This is a genomic window from Burkholderia sp. 9775_39, assembly GCF_015712225.1.
In the GTDB taxonomy this organism is placed as follows: domain Bacteria; phylum Pseudomonadota; class Gammaproteobacteria; order Burkholderiales; family Burkholderiaceae; genus Burkholderia; species Burkholderia cenocepacia.
Genome location: NZ_JACCQC010000032.1, coordinates 51,398 through 71,719 on the forward strand (window position 1 = coordinate 51,398; position 20,322 = coordinate 71,719).

At 65.2% G+C, this 20,322-nt stretch carries 15 protein-coding genes; 8 read left to right on the forward strand and 7 right to left on the reverse strand.

Annotated features, from left to right (window positions below; all coding sequences use genetic code 11):
* Positions 1 to 54 precede the first annotated feature (54 nt).
* From H0X90_RS30425 to H0X90_RS30435, 3 genes are all read right to left on the reverse strand, one after another.
* The gene (locus H0X90_RS30425) at positions 55 to 813 is read right to left on the reverse strand and encodes a hypothetical protein (protein WP_060265727.1); all 759 of its coding nucleotides are present in this window, start codon (positions 811 to 813) and stop codon (positions 55 to 57) included.
* Positions 814 to 875: 62 nt separating this feature from the next.
* On the reverse strand, positions 876 to 1,301 hold the full coding sequence (locus tag H0X90_RS30430; RefSeq protein ID WP_034178463.1) for a hypothetical protein: 426 nt from the start codon (positions 1,299 to 1,301) through the stop codon (positions 876 to 878).
* 633 nt (positions 1,302 to 1,934) lie between these two features.
* Positions 1,935 to 2,930, reverse strand: a complete 996-nt coding sequence (locus tag H0X90_RS30435; RefSeq protein ID WP_077190708.1) for a LysR substrate-binding domain-containing protein — start codon at positions 2,928 to 2,930, stop codon at positions 1,935 to 1,937.
* A 589-nt stretch (positions 2,931 to 3,519) separates the two neighbouring features.
* On the opposite strand from H0X90_RS30435, the gene H0X90_RS30440 reads away from it, so the two are divergent.
* From H0X90_RS30440 to H0X90_RS30470, 7 genes are all read left to right on the forward strand, one after another.
* Positions 3,520 to 4,935 (forward strand): circularly permuted type 2 ATP-grasp protein, encoded by a 1,416-nt coding sequence (locus tag H0X90_RS30440; RefSeq protein WP_006481635.1) that lies wholly within the window; start codon positions 3,520 to 3,522, stop codon positions 4,933 to 4,935.
* Between the two features lie 64 nt (positions 4,936 to 4,999).
* Positions 5,000 to 5,941, forward strand: coding sequence for an alpha-E domain-containing protein (locus H0X90_RS30445; RefSeq protein ID WP_006481638.1), 942 nt, complete (start codon positions 5,000 to 5,002; stop codon positions 5,939 to 5,941).
* 8 nt (positions 5,942 to 5,949) lie between these two features.
* Positions 5,950 to 6,933: a transglutaminase family protein gene (locus tag H0X90_RS30450; protein WP_077190706.1), complete on the forward strand. Its 984-nt coding sequence runs from the start codon at positions 5,950 to 5,952 to the stop codon at positions 6,931 to 6,933.
* Positions 6,934 to 7,026: 93 nt separating this feature from the next.
* Complete coding sequence (locus tag H0X90_RS30455) at positions 7,027 to 10,440, forward strand: DUF2126 domain-containing protein (protein WP_077190705.1); 3,414 nt, start codon at positions 7,027 to 7,029, stop codon at positions 10,438 to 10,440.
* 202 nt (positions 10,441 to 10,642) lie between these two features.
* Positions 10,643 to 13,249: a circularly permuted type 2 ATP-grasp protein gene (locus tag H0X90_RS30460; RefSeq protein ID WP_077190834.1), complete on the forward strand. Its 2,607-nt coding sequence runs from the start codon at positions 10,643 to 10,645 to the stop codon at positions 13,247 to 13,249.
* On the forward strand, positions 13,243 to 14,298 hold the full coding sequence (locus H0X90_RS30465; protein ID WP_077190704.1) for a transglutaminase family protein: 1,056 nt from the start codon (positions 13,243 to 13,245) through the stop codon (positions 14,296 to 14,298). The genes H0X90_RS30460 and H0X90_RS30465 overlap by 7 nt, the downstream gene beginning before the upstream one ends.
* Positions 14,299 to 14,474: 176 nt before the next feature.
* On the forward strand, positions 14,475 to 14,747 hold the full coding sequence (locus H0X90_RS30470) for a hypothetical protein (protein ID WP_006492692.1): 273 nt from the start codon (positions 14,475 to 14,477) through the stop codon (positions 14,745 to 14,747).
* A 68-nt stretch (positions 14,748 to 14,815) separates the two neighbouring features.
* Here the strand turns inward: H0X90_RS30470 and pip are convergent, their stop codons facing one another.
* Positions 14,816 to 15,748, reverse strand: a complete 933-nt coding sequence (pip, locus tag H0X90_RS30475; protein ID WP_077190703.1) for a prolyl aminopeptidase — start codon at positions 15,746 to 15,748, stop codon at positions 14,816 to 14,818.
* A 324-nt stretch (positions 15,749 to 16,072) separates the two neighbouring features.
* On the opposite strand from pip, the gene H0X90_RS30480 reads away from it, so the two are divergent.
* Positions 16,073 to 17,224: an acyltransferase gene (locus H0X90_RS30480; RefSeq protein WP_077190702.1), complete on the forward strand. Its 1,152-nt coding sequence runs from the start codon at positions 16,073 to 16,075 to the stop codon at positions 17,222 to 17,224.
* A gap of 29 nt (positions 17,225 to 17,253) precedes the next feature.
* Here H0X90_RS30480 and H0X90_RS30485 read toward each other — a convergent pair whose 3' ends face one another.
* The 3 genes from H0X90_RS30485 to H0X90_RS30495 all read right to left on the reverse strand — a co-directional run bounded on the left by H0X90_RS30485 (position 17,254) and on the right by H0X90_RS30495 (position 20,190).
* Positions 17,254 to 18,072 (reverse strand): multidrug ABC transporter ATPase, encoded by an 819-nt coding sequence (locus H0X90_RS30485; protein WP_077190701.1) that lies wholly within the window; start codon positions 18,070 to 18,072, stop codon positions 17,254 to 17,256.
* Positions 18,073 to 18,203: 131 nt separating this feature from the next.
* Complete coding sequence (locus H0X90_RS30490) at positions 18,204 to 18,731, reverse strand: hypothetical protein (RefSeq protein ID WP_125346373.1); 528 nt, start codon at positions 18,729 to 18,731, stop codon at positions 18,204 to 18,206.
* Between the two features lie 250 nt (positions 18,732 to 18,981).
* Complete coding sequence (locus H0X90_RS30495; RefSeq protein WP_125346375.1) at positions 18,982 to 20,190, reverse strand: restriction endonuclease; 1,209 nt, start codon at positions 20,188 to 20,190, stop codon at positions 18,982 to 18,984.
* Positions 20,191 to 20,322: the final 132 nt, after the last annotated feature.

Genomic DNA, 20,322 nt, shown 5'->3' on the forward strand with positions numbered 1-20,322 from the left:
TCGTCGCCGGCCGTCGCCCCGTCGGGCGGCGAGGCCCGGCGGGATCCGGCCAGGTCACAGGCGGTTGCGGATCGCTTGTCCAAGCAGCGCGCGCGATTCGCTGTTCTTCGGGTCGATGGCGAGTGCACGGCTCGCGTTTTGCTCCACACAGCTCCATTCGTCGATCCGTGCGCACCAGCGCGCCTTGGCCAGAGCGCGGGCGCCTTCCAGCTCATCGTGCGTGACGCTGGTGGCCTCCATGTGCGACGTGCCCGCGACATACGACTGCGGTTGCGGTTTCGGCACGGGGTCGGGGTGTTTTCTCGTGCGCGCCAGCGTCTGCGAACGTGACGTCCGGTGCGTGTCGCCCGGGCGCGTCGTGCGACTGCCGGTCGACGCGGCGTGCGGATTGGCCGCCAGCCTCGTCGGCGGCACGTGCGCGGGGCGCGTACGTGTCGTGTCGGAGCGGGCCGCCGTTTGCGGCGGCACGGCCGGTTCGGCCACGGCCGACACGGCGGGGGGAGCGGAGGCGGACGGCGGAACCGGTCCGGCCTGCGCGAGCGTCGAGGTCGAGCCGGCTGGCGCGGCGGTGCCGGACACGCGGCCGGTTGCCGCCACGATGAGCTCGCGGGACTTGCCGACGGCGTTTCCGATCACGCGGGCGATATCGTGCGTCACGCTCGCATGGCCGACCCTCGTGTCCCGCTCGACGTACGCGAAGGCACCGAAGATCGCGGCAAATGCGGCGACGCTGAGCGCCGCGTTCTTTCCCGGACCCCACGAGGGTTTCGGCTGACGGGCGGGCGAGCCGTCCGGTCGTTCTGCACGAGGCATGCATGACTCCTTGATTCGATGCGATCCACGATTGGCGCGATCGGAGAGGGGCGGCGCGACGTTCACCAGCGCAACTGCGTCGTGAGCGTGCCCGTCTCGACGATCGCGAACTGGGTTGCTCCCTGATAGGTCCCTTCGACCCGGTAGCTCGCATCGGGCACGCTGAACAGGCAGCGCGATCCCGATGCGGCGAATTCGACCAGCACGCGCCCATGTCGGCGCAGGCGCACCTGCACGTTGGAGAGCGGCTGCCCGGTATGTTCCGAGACGAACGACACGCCCAGGTTGTACGGACGCCCGTCGGGGGGAAGCGGTGCGGTGCCGTCGATCCGCGCATCGCCGCAGATATACGAAATCACGTACCGGTTCGCCCCCGGCCCGGACGCCGGTGAGGAGGCCGCCGGTGTCTGGGCCATGGCGTTCATGCACAGCGTGGAGACGAAGACGCTCAGGAAAGCGCGAGCATGCTGTCGAAGCGAGGGTGACATTGCAATCTCCCGTCCGGAATCGATGACGTGCATCGACTCCGAGTCGAATTTGCCAACGTTCTTTTTGCGACACGCTATTGATACACGATGGTTTTTGAACCAACAACCGCGTGTGGTCGGAATGGGACGGGGGTGAAAGATCCTATTTAAATAGGATAAGGATGAATTGCTGAGGATCGCTTAATGCTGAATAAAGTCGATATTGCCGAACATGAAAATTGCTCTTCGGTAGCGATGATCGAGCACGCTTTGAATCACATCGGAGGTATCGACGTTCGTGCCGAAAAATAACGACTGATAAAAGAAACTCTTGCGCCTGTATTCGAGGCGAATCGATGAAGGTCCGGATACAGGTCGCACATCGTGAAATGAGGGTGCGACGTTTTTGATGATTCCGACAGTTACAGGTAAATCGAAACTTGTGTAACAAGGTATTTCTGTCTGGAAAGGCGGGCCGATTATTCTTACTTAATACCGAAAACAGTAAAAAATACGACATGAATCGCAAACGTTTGCGTGTTCGGGAGATCGATTAAGAGCCGTTGAGGGATTTTACGGAGTCCGACGGGATTATCGATTGCTATCGGGAGAACGCGTATTCGCGCCGCGGATATCCACGGCGCGAATATGCCATCAGCGGCTGCCGCCCGCGCTTCGCCGCGCGCTGCGCATCGCCGGGGCGGCCGCTTCTTCAATGCCTGTCGCACCGTCGATCGCCGCGTGCGGCCGGTTCATGATGTAGGTCCACAGCTGCTCCGCCGCGAGCCCGCGTTTGCGCGCCGACCGATACAGGCGGATTTCGAGTTCGGTGATCCAGTCGCCGGTGCCCGCGCACACGAGCGTGCCCTCTGCGAGCTCCTTCGCGACGCAGCTTTCCGGCAGCCAGCCGATGCCGTGCCCGGCCACGACCATGCCTTTCAGCGCCTCGGACATGTGCGTTTCGAAACACCGGTGCAGCACGTACGGCTCGGTCGCATTCAGCAACAGCATCTCGACGATGTTGCCGAGAAAGGCGCCCGACGAATACGCGAGCAGCGGCAGCGGGGCATCGGGCGTGCCGGGCAGCTGGAACACCGGCTCGCCGCGTGCATCGGGTGTCGACACGGGCAGGATGCGTTCGACGCCGAGACTGACGAACGGGAAGTGATTCGGGTCGAGCACGATCGGCAACTGCGGATGGTGATAGCCGAGCAGCAAATCGCATTCGCCTTCGACCAGTTGCTGGACGCCTTCCGGCACGTTCACCGCATTGACGCGGGCAGTGACGTGGCCGACCTCGCCGTTGAGCTGCTTGAGCCATTCGGGAAACAGCGTGAACACGAGCGTATGCGCGACGGCGAAACGCACGACCTGGTCGCTCGCCGCGAACTGGTCGTAGCCGTTCACGAGGTTGCGCGCCGCATACATGCTGCGCAGGATGTCCGCGGCCAGCCCGCGGAACATCTGGCCGGCGGGCGTCAGCGTGATCGGGTTGATGCTGCGGTCGACCAGCTTCGCGTCCATCCAGGTTTCGAGCGCGGCGATTCGTCTGCTGAATGCCGACTGCGTCAGGTGCCGGTGACGCGCGGCCCGGGAAAAGCTCTTGGTATCCGCAAGGCTCAGGAAATCTTCCAGCCACTTTGCTTCCATTTCGATCTTCGCTTTTTATAGTCGGGCGCCTGAAAGGCGGCGCCGTCTGCCGCACCAACGTTCTAGCGTACCGCGCCTCGCGCCGGTCGAGCCGATGTTTTTTTTCGATCGGTGTCAGTCGAAATATGCATGGGCGTTGTCGCCGGGATTACGGCTGCATAGCGTTGAGGTGCCGGACCCGGCTTAACCGGACAGTTCACCGCGTCGGACTGTCCGCGCCGCCGCGGACGGTACTTCCCCCCAGGGCCGGCTGCGCCGTGCGCGCGCCGGCCCGCCCGCCCGCGATCGTTCCGCGGTGCGGGCCCGCCACTTTTGGTGCAGTGCAGATTGCACATTCGTGACACGCGGGAGAACTATGTTCGTCGAACGCGGCGCAGCATCGGCCGTGCGCGTTCACGGCGCACCGCAAGCGCCCGTCGCGTCGGGGGTTGCACCGTTGTGGTGCGCAATGCCGCACCGGCGTGCCTGGCGCGGCGCAAAAACAGGGGGATATCGACGGAGTCGAGCAAGGCACGTTCCTTGCAAAGCATTCAGTACGCCGGTCCGGCATGCGCAATGCCGGGGAAAACGATCGATGGAGAAAAGATCGATGAAGCCATTCGATGAAATGCTGCAATCCGGCGACATGGTAAGGGCGCCTTACGCGCGCCTGAAGCAATGGCTCGACACGCAGAATCCCGCGAGCCTCGCCCAGAAGGCCCACGACGCGGAAGGCGTGTTCCGCAAGACGGGCATCACGTTCGCCGTCTACGGCGACGCGGAGGCCGCCGAGCGGCTGATTCCGTTCGACATCGTCCCGCGCATCATCTCCGGGGCGGAATGGAGCCGGCTGTCGCTCGGCATCGAGCAGCGCGTGATGGCGCTGAACGCATTCCTCGACGACATCTATCACCGCCAGGAAATCGTGCGCGCGGGCATCGTGCCGAAGCACCTGATCGCGCACAACGAAGCGTTCATCCCGGAGATGATCGATTTCCGGCCGCCGGGAAACGTTTACACGCACATCATCGGCGTCGACATCGTGCGCACCGGCGAGAACGCGTTCTACGTGCTGGAGGACAACGCGCGCACGCCGTCCGGCGTGTCCTACATGCTGGAAAACCGCGAAACGATGATGCAGCTCTTTCCCGAGCTGTTCCAGCAGGTGAAGGTGCGTCCGGTCGAAACCTACCCGCAGATGCTGCGCCAGTCGCTCGCGGCCGTATGCCCGCCGGGCGGCAACGCCGACAACCCGACCATCGCCGTGCTTACGCCCGGCATCCACAATTCCGCGTACTACGAACATTCGTTCCTCGCCGACCAGATGGGCGTGCATCTCGTCGAGGGCAGCGACCTGCAGGTGATCGACGGCCGCGTCGCGATGCGCACGACCGAAGGCTTCCAGCCGATCGACGTGCTGTACCGCCGCGTCGACGACGCGTTCCTCGATCCGCTCACGTTCCGCCCCGATTCGGTGCTCGGCGTGGCCGGCATCATGGACGTGTACCGCGCGGGCAACATCACGATCGCGAACGCGCCCGGCACCGGCATCGCCGACGACAAGGCGATCTACTCGTACATGCCGGAGATCGTCGAGTTCTACACGGGCCGCAAGGCGCTGCTGGAGAACGTGCCGACCTGGCGCTGCGGTGAGGCCGACAGCCTGAAGTACGTGCTCGAGCATCTCGACGAACTGGTCGTGAAGGAGGTGCACGGCTCGGGCGGCTACGGGATGCTGGTCGGGCCGTGCGCGTCGAAGGCCGAGCTCGAGGCATTTTCCGCGAAGCTGCGCGCGCGCCCCGCGAACTACATCGCGCAACCGACGCTTGCGTTGTCCACGACGCCGATCCTGACCGACGCCGGCCTCGCGCCGCGCCACGTCGACCTGCGGCCGTTCGTGCTGGTGTCGGACCGGATCCGCATCACGCCGGGCGGGCTCACGCGCGTCGCGCTGAAGGAAGGATCGCTCGTCGTCAACTCGAGCCAGGGCGGCGGCACCAAGGACACCTGGGTGCTGGCCGACTGAGCCGGACGCGACCGCGCGCGCCGGAGCCGGCGCGCGAACCGAACGAAGACGGAGTGGACACGAGATGCTTCTGGGACGAACTGCGAGCGGGCTCTACTGGATGTACCGCTATATCGAGCGCGCGGAGAACATCGCGCGCATCGTCGATGCCGGGCTGCGGATGGCGCTCACGCGCACGTCCGACGCGCCGGCCGAATGGTCGTCGGTGCTGGTCAGCTCGGGCGCGGACGACGGCTACCGGCAGAAATACGACGCGTATGCGGCCGATACCGTGACCGACTACCTGCTGCGCGACCGCGACAACCCGTCGAGCGTGCTGTCGTGCATCGAGGCCGCGCGCTCGAATGCGCGGATGGTGCGCACGGCGCTGACGCGCGAGGCGTGGGAGAGCGTGAACGGCGCGTGGCTCGCGCTGCGCCGCGCGTTCGCGCAGCCGGTGCCGGAAAGCGAGCTGCCGGCCGTGCTCGACCAGGTGAAGCGCGAAACCGCGCTGATCCTCGGCAGCTTCTACAGCACGATGCTGCGCAACGAGATCTTCGATTTCGCGCAGATCGGCGCCTTCATCGAACGCGCGGACAACACCGCGCGGATCATCGACGTGAAGTACCACCTGCTGCTGCCGTCGGTGTCGCACGTCGGCACGATCCTCGACAACTACCAATGGGAGACGATCCTGCGCTGCGTGGCCGCGCATCGTTCGTACCGCTGGGTGTACGACGTGCAGTACAAGCCGCTGAACATCGCCGACTACCTGATCCTGAACGGCCGCATGCCGCGTTCGCTGCGCTATTGCTACGGGCGCGTCGTGTCGAGCCTGAACCTGCTCGCGAAGGATTACGGCGTGACACACCCGTGTCACGACACGGCCACGAAGATCCTGCAAATGCTGTCCGATACCTCGGTCGAGCGGATCTTCAAGAGCGGCCTGCACGAGTTCCTGACCGACTTCATCGGCCGCAACAACAGCCTCGGGCTCGAAGTCGCCCAGGCTTACAACTTCGACTGAGACTTGCCATGCGACTCGCCATCCGACACATTTCGCGTTATCAGTTCGACGATCAAGCTTCCCACGCACTGCAACGGTTGCGGCTGCGCCCGCAGTCGGGCCCCGGGCAGACGGTGCGCGCGTGGCAGGTCACGATCGACGGCGTCGAGCCGACGCTGTCGTACGCCGACGGGCTCGGCAACCGGATCGACCTCGTGCGCCACGATCGCGGCGCGAAAGACGAGATCGTCGTCGTCGCGGCCGGCGTCGTCGAGACGCAGGACCGCGCGGGCATTCTCGGGAATCCCGAGGGCTATGCGCCGCCGTGGATCTTCGAGCGCGAGACCGCGCTCACGAAAGCGGGCGACACCGTGCATGCGCTGACGCAGGCGCTGCCGATCGAGCCGCACGGCCTCGACGCATTGCACTGGCTGATGACGGAGGTGCACGGCCGCATCGCGTACGCGCCGAACCTGGCCGCCGATGCGCCCGTCGATGCGGAAACCGCGCTGCAAAGCGGCGAGGGCACGAGCCGCGACCATGCGCACGCGTTCATCGCGGCCGCCCGCGCGCTGAAGATCCCCGCGCGCTACATCTCGGGCTACGTGCTGGCCGACAGCGCGATGCAGCGCATCGCCGATGCGAAGCAGCAGGCGTGCGACGTCGAGGAAGAGGAAGCACTCGCGCTGCAGAGCGGCGACGGGATGCACCAGATGCTCGGCGCGTCGCATGCGGTGCAGTCGCAATCGCAGGGGCAGCCGCAACCGGCGCTCGGCGCGCAGCCGCAAGCCGCCGCGCTGATGCAGCAGCCGGCCGGCCATGCATGGGCCGAAGCCTATGTCGAAGGGCTCGGCTGGGTCGGCTTCGACCCGTTCATGAACCGTTGCCCGGACGAACGCTACGTGCGCATCGCGGTCGGCCTCGACCATCGCGACGCGCAGCCGGTGACGGGGCTCGGCGCGACGGCCGTCGGCGTCGAGATCAGCGTCGTGCAGACGCCGGAACTCGTCTGACCCGCCGCGCGCTTTCGCCGAATCCGCCATGCCGGGCCGCCGCGTCGACAGCGACGCGGCGCGCGCGGCCGGCCCAACCCGATCCGAGCTCCCATGTCCATCCACGTCGCGCTGCATCACACCACCCGCTATCGCTACGACCGGCTCGTCAACCTCGGCCCGCAGGTCGTGCGGCTGCGGCCCGCGCCGCATTGCCGGACGCCGATCCTCGCGTATTCGATGACGGTCGAGCCCGCGCAGCACTTCATCAACTGGCAGCAGGACCCGTTCTCGAACTATCTCGCGCGGCTCGTGTTTCCGGAGCGAACCGAGCACTTCGAGATCACGATCGATCTCGTCGCCGAGATGTCGGTGTACAACCCGTTCGATTTCTTCCTCGAAGCGAGCGCGGAACAATACCCGTTCAGCTATGACGACGCGCTGAAGACCGAGCTCGCGCCGTATCTCGCGTGCGACCCGCAGACGAGCGCCGCGCCGCTGTTCCGTACGTATCTCGACGCCGTCGACCGCACGCCGGCCGGCACCGTGAACTTCCTCGTCGCGCTGAACCAGCAGCTTCAGCACGACATCGGCTATCTCGTGCGGATGGAGCCGGGCGTGCAGACGCCCGCGCAAACGCTCGAACTCGCATCCGGCTCGTGCCGCGACAGCGCGTGGCTGCTCGTGCAGCTGTGTCGCCATCTGGGCATCGCCGCGCGCTTCGTGTCGGGCTACCTGATCCAGCTCACCCCCGACGTCAAATCGCTCGACGGCCCCAGCGGCACGTCGGTCGATTTCACCGACCTGCACGCATGGTGCGAGGTCTACCTGCCGGGCGCCGGCTGGATCGGCTTCGATCCGACGTCGGGCCTGCTCGCCGGGGAAGGGCATATTCCGCTCGCCTGCACGCCGCAGCCGACGAGTGCCGCGCCGGTCGAAGGGCTGATCGACGAGTGCGAGGTGTCGTTCGAGCACGAGATGAGCGTGACGCGCGTGTACGAATCGCCGCGCGTGACGAAACCGTATACGGAAGCGCAGTGGGACGCCGTGCGCGCGCTCGGCACGCAGGTCGACGGTGCGCTGGCGGCCGGCGACGTGCGGCTCACGCAGGGCGGCGAGCCGACCTTCGTGTCGATCGACGATCGCGACGGCGCCGAGTGGAACACCGATGCGCTCGGCCCGACCAAGCGCGGTTACGCGACCGAACTCGTGCAGCGGCTGCGCGCCGAATACGGCGACGGCGGCTTCCTGCATTTCGGGCAGGGCAAGTGGTACCCGGGCGAGCAATTGCCGCGCTGGGCGTTGTCGATCTTCTGGCGCGCGGACGGCCAGCCCGTGTGGCAGGATCCGTCGCTGTTCGCCGACGAGCGGGAACCGTCCGCTTACACGACCGACGACGCGAAGCGCTTCATCGATGCGCTCGCCGCGCGGCTGAACCTGACCGGCGAGTTCATCCGGCCCGGCTACGAGGACGTGTGGTACTACCTGTGGCGCGAGCGCCGGCTGCCCGTCAACGTCGATCCGTTCGACGCGCGCCTCGACGACGAGCTCGAACGCGCGCGGCTGCGCAAGGTGTTCGAGCAGCAGCTCGACAGCGTGGTCGGCTACGTGCTGCCGGTGAAGCGTGTGGATGACATGCCGGGCCTCGACGGGCCGCGCTGGCAGACGGGCCCGTGGTTCTTCCGCGACGAGCGGATGTACCTCGTGCCGGGCGATTCGCCGATGGGCTATCGGCTGCCGCTCGATTCGCTGCCGTGGACCGCCAGCGCCGATTATCCGTACCTGGTCGAGCGCGATCCGTTCGCGCCGCGCGACGCATTGCCGGATGCCGCCGCCATGCGCGCCCGCTACGCCGGCCCGGCCGACGCGCCGCGCTACCTGGCCGGCGTGCATCGCGAAGCGTCCGCGCAGACCGTGATGCAGTGGCGCGACGACGGCGCGGCCGCGAGCGGCCGACCGGGCGCCGTGGATCCGCATCGCCGCCCCGAGCGCTTCGAATCGGCCGCGTGGATCACGCGCACCGCGCTGTGCGTCGAAGTGCGCAACGGCATCCTGTACCTGTTCATGCCGCCGCTCGCCGCGCTCGAGGATTATCTCGACCTGCTCGGCGCGATCGAGCTGACCGCGCACACGCTCGGCGTGAAGCTCGTGCTCGAAGGCTATCCGCCGCCGCGCGACGCACGGCTGAAACTGCTGCAGGTGACGCCCGATCCCGGCGTGATCGAGGTGAACATCCATCCGGCCGCGAGCTTCGACGAACTCGTCGACCACACCGAATTCCTGTACGACGCCGCGTGGCAATCGCGGCTGTGCAGCGAGAAGTTCATGGTCGACGGGCGGCACGTCGGCACGGGCGGCGGCAACCACTTCGTGCTCGGCGGCGCGACGCCGGCCGACAGCCCGTTCCTGCGCCGCCCCGATCTGCTCGCGAGCCTGATCGCCTACTGGCACAACCATCCGTCGCTGTCGTATTTGTTTTCGGGGCTGTTCATCGGGCCGACGAGCCAGGCGCCGCGGGTCGACGAGGCACGCAACGACCAGCTTTACGAGCTCGACATCGCATTCGCGGAGATCCAGCGCAACAAGCTGCTGTTCGGGCAGGACATGCCGCCGTGGCTCGTCGACCGCGTGCTGCGCAACCTGCTGATCGACGTGACGGGCAATACGCACCGCAGCGAGTTCTGCATCGACAAGCTGTATTCGCCCGACTCGTCCACCGGCCGGCTCGGCCTGCTCGAACTGCGTGCTTTCGAGATGCCGCCGCATGCGCGGATGAGCATCGTGCAGCAACTGCTGCTGCGTGCGCTGGTCGCGCGTTTCTGGGCCACGCCGTACACGACGCCGCTCACGCGCTGGGGCACCGCGCTGCACGACCGCTTCATGCTGCCGGAATTTCTCCAGATGGATTTCGACGACGTGCTGGCCGAGTTGCGCGACGCCGGTTTCGCGTTCGATCCGGCGTGGTTCGCGCCGCACTTCGAATTCCGTTTTCCGCTGTTCGGGCAGATCGCGGTGAACGGCATGCAACTGTCGCTGCGCGGCGCGCTGGAACCGTGGCACGTGATGGGCGAGGAGGGGGCGATCGGCGGCACGGTGCGCTACGTCGATTCGTCGGTCGAACGGCTCGAAGTGCGCGTGACGGGGCTGAACGACAACCGGCACGTCGTGACCGTCAACGGCCGCGCGCTGCCGCTGCAGCCGACCGGCACCGTCGGCGAGTACGTCGCGGGCGTGCGCTACAAGGCGTGGGCGCCGCCGTCGGCGCTGCATCCGACCATCGGCGTGCACGCGCCGCTCACGTTCGACATCGTCGATACGTGGTTGCAGCGCTCGCTCGGCGGCTGCCGGTATCACGTCGCGCATCCGGGCGGGCGCAATTACGCGACGTTCCCGGTCAACGCGTACGAAGCCGAGAGCCGCCGGCTCGCGCGCTTCGTCGAGATGGGGCACACGCCGGGCCGGATGGAGGTCGCGGCCGCCGCGCCGAGCCGCGAATTTCCGTTCACGCTGGACTTGCGGCGGCCTTGATCGACCGATGACGGGGCGGACGACGATGCGCGGCGCGCAACCTCCCGGCGGCCTCGCCGGAGTGCTAGGATGCGGGCAGACTGCGGCCGCGCGCCGCGGCAGCTTGCCGCCGGTGCGGCGGCGCGCGTGCGCGGCCGCATCCTGACGACGGAACGACATCGTGCCGCCCATTGACCTCGATCATCTCGCCGCCCTCGACGCGATGCCCACGCTTTTCGATACCGGCGCGCAGCCGGACGCCGCCGAACTGGCCGCCGCGCTCGCGGCGCCGGCCGCCGCCGGCCGCTACGACGAACTGCGCGGCAGCGCGGCCGGCCTGAACGCGCCCGCGCTGGCGCCCGCGTGGCGCAGCTTCTTCACGTCGATCGGCAGCGACGGCGTGGCCGACCTCGACCGCCGCGCCGACGCGCTGCACCGGCGCATGCGCGAGAACGGCCTGTTCTACCAGTTGCACGAGCAACGCGCCGGCGACGGCGCGGCCGGGCCGTGGTCGCTCGACCTGCTACCGCTGATCGTCACGCCCGAAGACTGGGTCGTGATCGAGCGCGGCGTGCTGCAGCGCGTGCGGCTGCTCAACGCGACGCTGGCCGATTTGTACGGGCTGCAGACGATTCTGCAGCGCGGGCTGCTGCCGCCCGCGCTCGTCACTGGTCATCCCGGCTACCTGCGCGCGATGCGCGGCGCACGCGTGCCGGGCGATACGTGGCTGCACGTCGTCGCGTTCGATCTCGCGCGCGGCCCGGACGGGCAGTGGCGGATCGTTGCGCAGCACACGCAGGGCGCGGCCGGGCTCGGATACCTGCTCGAAAACCGGCTGATCGTGTCGCGGCTCTTTCCGCGCGGGTTTCGCGGGCTGCGCGTGCAGCGGCTGGCGTCCGCCTACCGTGCGCTGTTGCAGAGCATGCAGTCGCTCAGCCCCGCCGCGAAGAACTCGCGGATCGTGCTGCTGACCCCGGGACCGCACAGCGCGACCTATTTCGAGCATGCCTATCTCGCGCGCTATCTCGGCCTCACGCTCGTCGAAGGCGGCGACCTGACCGCGCGCGACAATCACGTCTTCCTGAAGACGCTGAGCGGGCTCGAACCGGTGCACGGCATCCTGCGGCGCGTCGACGACGCGTGGCTCGATCCGCTCGAACTGCGGCCCGATTCGATGCTCGGCGTGCCGGGGCTGCTGCAGGCCGTGCGCGCGGGCAACGTGCTGCTCGCGAACGCGCCGGGCTCGGGCTTCCTCGAATCGCCGGCGATGCTCGGCTTCATGCCGCGTCTCGCGGAAGGCCTGCTCGGCGAAACGCTGACGCTGCCGGCCGTGCATTCGTGGTGGTGCGGCGAGGCGGCCGCGTGCGACGACGCGCTGCCGCAACTCGCGCGTGGCATCGTCAAGGCATCCTATCCACCCGACGTGCAGGCAGGCGGTGCATTCGAGCCGGTGATCGGCGCGCGGCTCACGCCGGCGCAACTGGCGGAATGGCGCGCACGGATTCTCGCGCGGCCCGAACACTACACGGTGCAGGCCGATCTGCCGCTGTCGCAGGCGCCGACCTGGCCGCGGCCCGACGCACCCGACGGCAACGGCAGCGCGCGGATCGTGCCGAAACCGCTCTTGCTGCGCGTGTTCGCGCTCGCCGACGGCGCGCAGCGCTGGCGGCTCCTGCCGGGCGGACTGTCACGGGTCGGCACGCGCGACACGCTGTTCAACGCGCCGATGCCGCGTGGCGGCAGCACCGTCGATACGTGGGTGATGACCGAGGGCATCGTCGATTCGACGACGCTGTTGCAGACGCACCTCGGCCCCGACGATCTCGTCGAGCGGCCGCGTGCGATCGCGAGTCGCGCCGCGGAAAACCTGTTCTGGCTCGGCCGTTATACCGAGCGCGCGACCAACCTGATGCGCCTCGCGCGTGCCGCGCTCGAACGGCTGCGCGGCGAAGACGACGTCGACAGCCCCGCGCACCTCGAACTGATCGACACGCTGTGCCGCGACACCGGGCTGATCGCGGCCGACGCGCCGCACGCCGTCGATGCGCCGCGCGCGTTCCAGCACGCGCTCGCGACGTCGCTGACGCGCGGCGCCGATCGCACGTCGGGGATCGCGTCGTGCCTGTTCGGCATGCGCGGCGCGGCTGCCGCGATCCGCGAGCGGCTGTCGAGCGATCAATGGCGGTTGATCGACGACGCGACGCAACTGTTCGCGGATAGCGCAGGACAACCGGAAGCGGAGGAGCAGATCGGCAACGACGCGCTGCAGCTGCTGGAACGCCTCGGCCTGCTGCTCGGCGCGATCACCGGTGCGCAGACCGACAACATGACGCGCGACGACGGCTGGCGCTTGCTGTCGATCGGCCGGCAGATCGACCGGCTCGATTTCCTGTGCAGCGTGCTGAAGTTCGCGTTCGACGAAGGGGCCGTGCACCGGCAGGACGGTTTCGAACTCGTGCTGGAACTGTTCGACAGCACGATCACGTTTCGTTCGCGGTTCCAGCGCGGCTTCGACGTCGCGCCGCTGTTGTCGCTCGTCGTGCTCGATACCGACAACCCGCGCTCGCTCGGCTGGGTCGTGCAGGCGCTGCGTGGCCGGCTGACGAAGGTCGAGCGCAGCGAAGGCTATGCGCTGTCGGAGCTGGCCGAGACGATTCCGGATGTGCCTGCATGGTCGCTGCACGAGCTGTGCGAGACCACCGAAGGCGGCCGGCACGACAAACTGCTCGCGGCGCTCGACACGACGGCGAAGGCGGTGTGGGAACTGTCGAACCGGATTGGCGAGCGCTATTTCAGCCACGTGCGCGAAGCGGGCAGGACGCTATGGTGACGACGAAAGGCGTGCCGAAAACGCCGTCCGGTTCCGCCTCCGGTAACGCACGGCAGGCAGCCGCACCGACGGCGGCCGCAAGCGACGCACGGGCCGCCGTCGCGCCGGGCCGGTTGCTGCGCGTCACGCACGACACCGAATACCGTTACGCGGCGCGCGTCGAATCCGCGCAGCACCAGGCACGCCTGCAACCGCTCGCGACGCCGCGCCAGCAGGTGCTGTCGTTCTCGCTCGACATCGAGCCCGCACCGGAATCGGTCGGCACCGAACTCGACGCGTTCGGCAATGCGCGCGCGTCGTTCGCGCTGAACCTGCCGCACGACACGCTGCTGGTGCGCAGCCGCAGTACCGTGCGCGTGACGCCGCCCGTGTGGTCGCTCGGCGCGCGCGGCGAGCCGCCGCCTGCGATCGCGAACCCGGACGCCGCGCATGCCACCGCATGGGAGGCCGTGCGCGAGCGCTTGCGGTTCCGCGCGGGGCAGCCTTACGACCCGGCGAGCGAGTTCGTGTTCGCGTCGCCGCACGTCGCGTGCGACGCCGAGCTTGCCGCGTACGCGGCCGCGAGCTTCACGCCGCAACGGCCGCTCGTGCAGGCGGCATGGGACCTGATGCGGCGCGTGCATGCCGATTTCGCGTACACGCCGAACAGCACCGACATCACGACGTCGGCGCTCGACGCGCTGCGGTTGCGCAAGGGCGTGTGCCAGGATTTCGCGCACGTGATGATCGGCGCGCTGCGTTCGCTCGGGCTGGCCGCGCGCTACGTCAGCGGCTACCTGCTCACGCAGCCGCCGCCGGGCCAGCCGCGGCTGATCGGTGCGGACGCGTCGCATGCGTGGGTCGACGTGTACGATCCGGCGTGGCCCGAGGATGGCGGCTGGCTACAGCTCGATCCGACCAACGATCGTGCGCCGGGCGACGACTACGTGATGCTGTCGATCGGGCGCGACTACGCGGACGTGACGCCGCTGCGCGGTGTGATCCGCGGCGGCGGGGCGGATCAGGAGCTGAAGGTCGGGGTGACGGTTGAGCCGCTCGATGCGGCTTGAGGGTGCCGCCAGGCGGGCTCAGCCGCTTTAAGTCTTCGTTAATTCTGCACGCCTAGCATGGTGATGCCGGCAGCGATTCGGACTCCGGTCCGACGCGCCGGCGGCACGCGCGGGTGCGTCGACGTCACGGCGCCGCGCCGTCGCGCGTCGCCATTTCCATGCAACGGCGGCAGACCATGATCAAGCACTTCGACTACACGCTCGGCAACGAGACGATCGCGCTTTGTGCGAGCTTCGGCGCGGGCCCGGCATTCCGCCGCGTGCTCGTGAGCCGCGCGGATTCGATGGAGACGCTCGTGGTGCTCGACGCACGCGGGCTGTCGGGCCTGCTGAAGGTGGCGACCGAGGAGCCGGAAGGGTTGCTCGACGATGCGATCCGCAAGGTCGGTGACGAACAGCTCGTCGAGCGGGCGATCAGCGGCCGGACGATCGTCGAAGCGGCGCTGTGATCGGCGGCGCGTGGGCATGCCGGTAGGCATGGCAGCACGCGCCGCGTCGTGTCGCGTTGTTATGTTGCTCAGGCGGCGAACCGGTCCGTCGCCGCGACCAGCGCCTCCAGAATCCCCGGCTCGTTGTACGCATGCCCGGCGCCCGGCACGATCTCGAACGTCGCGTCCGGCCACGCTTTCGACAACTCCCACGCCGTGCGTGCGGGTGTCGCGATGTCGTAGCGGCCCTGCACGATCACGCCCGGAATGCCGGCGAGCCGATGCGCGTCGCGCAGCAGCTGGCCTTCCTCGACGAAGCCCTTGTTCACGAAGTAGTGATTTTCGATCCGCGCGAACGCGAGTGCGTAGTGGCCGTCCGCGAAGTGCGCGGCGAGCGCGGGATCGGGCAGCAGCGTGATCGTGCGGCCTTCCCAGATGCTCCACGCGCGCGCGGCTTCGAGCTTCGCGGCTTCGTCGTCGCCAGTCAGCCGGCGATGGTAGGCGGCCATCAGGTCGCCGCGCTCGGCTTCCGGAATCGGTGCGAGGAAGTCTTCCCAGTGATCGGGGAACAGCCACGACGCGCCTTCCTGGTAGTACCACAGCAGTTCCGCGCGACGCATCGTGAAGATGCCGCGCACGATCAGCGCGCTCACGCGTTCCGGGTGGGTTTCCGCGTACGCGACCGCCAGCGCGCTGCCCCACGAGCCACCGAACACCAGCCATTGCTCGGCGCCGACCATCTCGCGCAGGCGTTCGATATCGGCGACCAGGTCCCACGTCGTGTTGTTCTCGAGGCTCGCATGCGGCGTCGAGCGCCCGCAGCCGCGCTGGTCGAACAGCAGGATGTCGTAGCGCTCGGGATCGAACAGGCGGCGATGGTCGGGTCCGCAGCCGGCGCCGGGGCCGCCGTGCAGGAACACGGCGGGCTTGCCGGCCGGGTTGCCGCAGCGCTCCCAGTAGATGCGGTGGCCGTCGCCGGTGTCGAGGTGGCCGTGGGCGTAGGGTTCGATCGGTGGGTACACAGGCAGGCTCCGGGTGAGGGTGGACACGAGGCGGACGAGGCGCAGGCCCGCGTGCGGACGGTACGGTACGGCCTGGATTGCTGCGCCGCAAAATTCGTTGCGTGGGCATCGGACCGGCCGCCGCCGGCAAGGCTTGTCATTATGCCCATTCGCTGCGCCGGACGTTGGCCCGCTGTGGCGCGTGTCGCCGGCGATGTTTGCCGCGCGGATTTTTGAAGCAATTTCATTCCGATATTTTTCATACAAAATCCCGGCGGCAGGTCGGCGTGCCAAGCGGGCGCCGGCCCATTCCCGCTCTTCCACCGTGCCAACGGAAACCAGCCGATGAACCATCGCGTCACGCAGTTGACCGGGTTGCGCGCCGTCGCGGTCGCGATGGTCGTCGTCGGTCATGCCGAGCATGTGCTGCCCGGCGGCTATACGGGCTGGTATGCGCCGTTGCGGCTGATCGCCGACGGCCGGCTCGGTGTGCTGATCTTCTTCGTGCTGAGCGGCTTCCTGATCACCAACGTGCTGCGCGCCGAATTCGCGCGTACGGGTGGCATCGCACTGACGTCGTTCTACGTGCGCCGTGCGTTGCGCATCTGGCCGGCCTGCTACGTGTATCTCGCGGCCGTCGCGATCGTGGCGTTCGTCGGCGGGTTCGACGTCGATCGCCGGCAGTGGCTCTATGCGGCGCTGCACCTGTGGAATTACTCGGCGTGGTTCGGGCTGACCGGCGACAACGCGCTGCATCCGGACGGCGCGTGGTATCTCGGCCATTTCTGGTCGCTCGCGCTCGAGGAGCAGTTCTACTGGTTCTGGCCGCTGCTGTTCGTGTTCGGCATGCGCCGCACCGGCACGCGCTGGCTGGCCACGTTGATCCTCATCGTGCCGCTGGTGCGTGCCATTACGTATTTCGTCGCGCCCGCGCTGCGCGGGCAACTCGGGATGATGCTGCACACGGGTGTCGACCCGATCCTGATCGGCTGCTATGCGTCGCTCAACCGCGAACGGCTCGAAGCGTGGATCGGTTCGTGGCGCGGCGAGGCGCGCATCGTGACGGCGCTCGTGTTCGTCGTGCTGCTCGGCATGCCGCTCGCCGAACACCGGCTCGGCGGCTTCTGGAATGCGACGTACGGCGTGACGATCGAAGCCGCGCTGATCGCGATCGTGATCGTCGTGCTGAATTTCCGCAGCGGGTTCTGGTGCGCGCGCTGGCTGCGCGCCAGGCCGGTGGTGTTCGTCGGCACGATCTCGTTCAGTCTTTATCTGTGGCAGCAGCCTTTTGCGAATCCGCGCGTGCCTGTGCCGCACGCGTTTCCGCTCGGTATCGTATGGGCATTGATTGCCGCGACCGCCAGCTATTTCCTCGTCGAAAAACCGTTCCTGAGGCTGAAGGATCGCTATACGGCGCGCGAGGGGCGACGCGTGCGGGACGACGCGTTGCGGATGCCGGCGCCGACCGAGGCGATCGGGCCGAAGGTGGTGGAGTAGGCGGGCGGGGCGGCGTCGCGCCCGCGCCATTACTTGAAGCGTTTCATCGCGGTCGGCGAATACCAGAAGTTCCGGAACATGTCGATTCCATAGGACTTGCCGTCGTAGTGGACGATCGTGCGCGCCGTGCGCTTGCCCGTATCCGAGTAATCACCGTTCTTGCGCTGCGTCTTCGTGATGTGTGCCGTGATCGACAGGTCGGCGAAGCCGTGGCTCGACGTTTTCTCGACGGCGATCGTCATGCGGGCCGCTTCGCTGCGCGCATCGCCCGCACCCGGCCCGCAGGCGTCGCCTTCGACGCTGACCCAGCCGTACAGATTCGTGCCGAACACGGGGCGGATACGGCCGCCTTCACGCACCCAGAGCGTCAACTCTTCGCTTGCGTTGGCATCCGGGCAACTCGGCCCACGCGCGCTGCTGGTAAACACGACGCCGAACGCACGCACGTCGGGCGACAGCCGATAGGGCGCCGTATCGATGCGGTAGCTGTTCTCGTCGATCTCCGTCGCCGCATCCTCTTCGACCACCGATCGATCGGCCGCCACGACCTTGCCGCCTTCGACGAGCGCGATGACCTGCAGCTTTTTGCTTTCGTCCGGGTTCTTGCTCTTCGGCAGCGAATCGAACGCGACGGCCGCGATCGTCGTTTCCGGCGCGTTCGGCATGGCCTTGCACGACGACGCGACGACGAGCCGGTCCGCGTCGCGCGTGGCGATGCGGGCGCTCGCGATGCCGGCCCAGCGGGCGATGGCTGTCACGGTTTCGTCGCTGCAGGATTGATTGTCGGCGGCGTGAACCGCCGGGGCGGCAGCGAGCGCTAGCAGTGAGGCGAAATGAAAGACTCTCATAGTCACGCAGAAAAGGTTCTTCACGGACTTCCGTAATGCAGATTCGTCCCGGCGATGCAAAAACCTGAAGTTGCATAGTAGCAAGGTGTGGTGCATCGATAGCCGAATTCGAAAAAAGGATGAGCGAGTGGCTAAACCCCCGATTGCTCGCTTGTCCATTGCAAAAAACGTCTGAACTCGTTTAGATCGGATGTTGATGTCTGTTTTATGTCAAGAATCATGCATGTAATATAAATTATAAACATCAGGGCGACTATTCCGCTCACGACATACTCCATCGGCCACTGGCCTGCGGCGCCACCTAATATGGCTAAGACGGCGCCCAACATAAGGGTTATGAGTGGGTGCGCCATAATTGACGGGCGAGGATGGGAGGCGGATAGGGTGTTGAGGAACGTGGTTGCCTCTTTAACTCTTCCTTTTAGAGAGCGTACTTCAACGATTTTCTTGAATTCTAGATATCTTATATATTCATAGTTTTTTGAGAAATATTTCATGGGGTGAGGATGAAGGCGATAAAGTTCAGCGAAAACCTCTGAGCGTGCCTTCTGAAATGAGATTGCCCATATTGACGCTATTGTCAGGATGGCTGCAAAAAAAGGATACCATGATGATGCAAAAAATCCGAGTGAGGCAATGAAGAAAAAAAGAAATTTCATTGACCACATTGTGACTTTGAGGAAAGTTCTCGATTCTCTGTAAATTCGAGTTACCAATTTCAAGCGTGATATGGATAAATATATTTCGTTAAAAATAAAGAACGATTCCATAATAAATGATGTCTAGAATAAAAAGTTCGTGGTGTATGAAGCTCAATGGATTGAGGTGTTAATCATATAGCTCGGATGAGTGCTGACGCCGTCTCGAACATATGCGTGGAGGAGCGTTCCCCGTTGCAGGGCTTCGTCATCATTCCATGTCTTGAGCCAGTGCGCTTGAGCCGAAATCTGATTGGCCAAGGCTGTCCGAGCGAAACTGCTCGATGATTCTCTGGTTATAGTCGTCAAGATAAGCCTGTAGTTCTCGTCTCCCAATCAACCGGACCGAGGTCGCTTCAGCGAGCTCCAACGCAGACCTTGTGAAGTAAGAGTTTGTGACGACCATTGCTTCGTCGCATCCATAAAAACCCTTTGCTGAAATTGCCTCTTGGACTGCGGCGTTGCCGACGCTGCCGGAGTAATTCTTCGCCTGGATAACGATCTTTTTGCCAAATCTACTCACGAAAAGGTCAGCGCCTTGATCTCCACTCAATTTCGTGCCTTCGACATCATAGCCAATTGACTGAAAAACTTCCCCTAGGAATTTTTCGAAATCGTATCCATTCATCGCGTCAACGTGATACATCGTCACGAATCGATTGGGATCAAAGTGTTCGAGCTTTGTTTCGAGCCGCTGGACGAGAATATCGAAGTGAATTTTCTCGCAGATATGTAACCAACGTTGCAATATTTCCCAAGAAATAAGTGGCGTTCCGTAAGTCGAGGGTGCCTGATCTATGTACTGAAGATCGGGATACCGAATTTTTCTATCCCACAAGAAATAGAGAAATAAGCTTAAATCATCTCTAAATCGTGTTCCTACCTCGCCAATCCAGGATTTCAGGGATTCAAGCAATGAGTTGCCGATGTGTCGGGAAACTTCGATGGAGAATCCGAAGTATGAGGAATTGAAGCCAGTTGTTAGTAAGAGTTTATCGAGAAGATGTGGGAGTTCCTCGAGTTCGGTGAAGCCTTTTCGAATCAATACCTCCCGAAATAACTCGCGGTTCGAGTAGGAGCCATTCATTCGTGCCCCGGGGAGTCTACTAGACTCGGTTGAATCGGGTTCTTCGTGTCCAATAGAGTGAAAAAAATTTACGAAGTACGGCTTCTTGAGTTGAGAGTATTTATGGAGGACGCTGCGAAGTATCTCGTTGAGCTGTGCTTGCTCTTTCTTTTTCGCGAGCAGGTCCTTAAAAAAACCCTTCGTTTGGTATTGAAACTCGGGGTAGAAGGAAGGGTCTAGCGGAACCTGCTGTGCCGTGGACGTCTTTTGGTTGTCGTCCTGGCTGGATGATGAGCACCACGGACACTTTGTTTCAAATGAGGTTTTGCTGCAGAAGCTGCATTTGTAAATCATGGTCGCCTCGTGTCTAATATTATAAGTTTATAATCATACTATAGGGTATCGCTAATATGATCTGCGCTGTCACTAGGAGACGCGAACAATAAAAAAGGCCCTTGCGGGCCTTTTCGTAGACGAAGGTGCGGA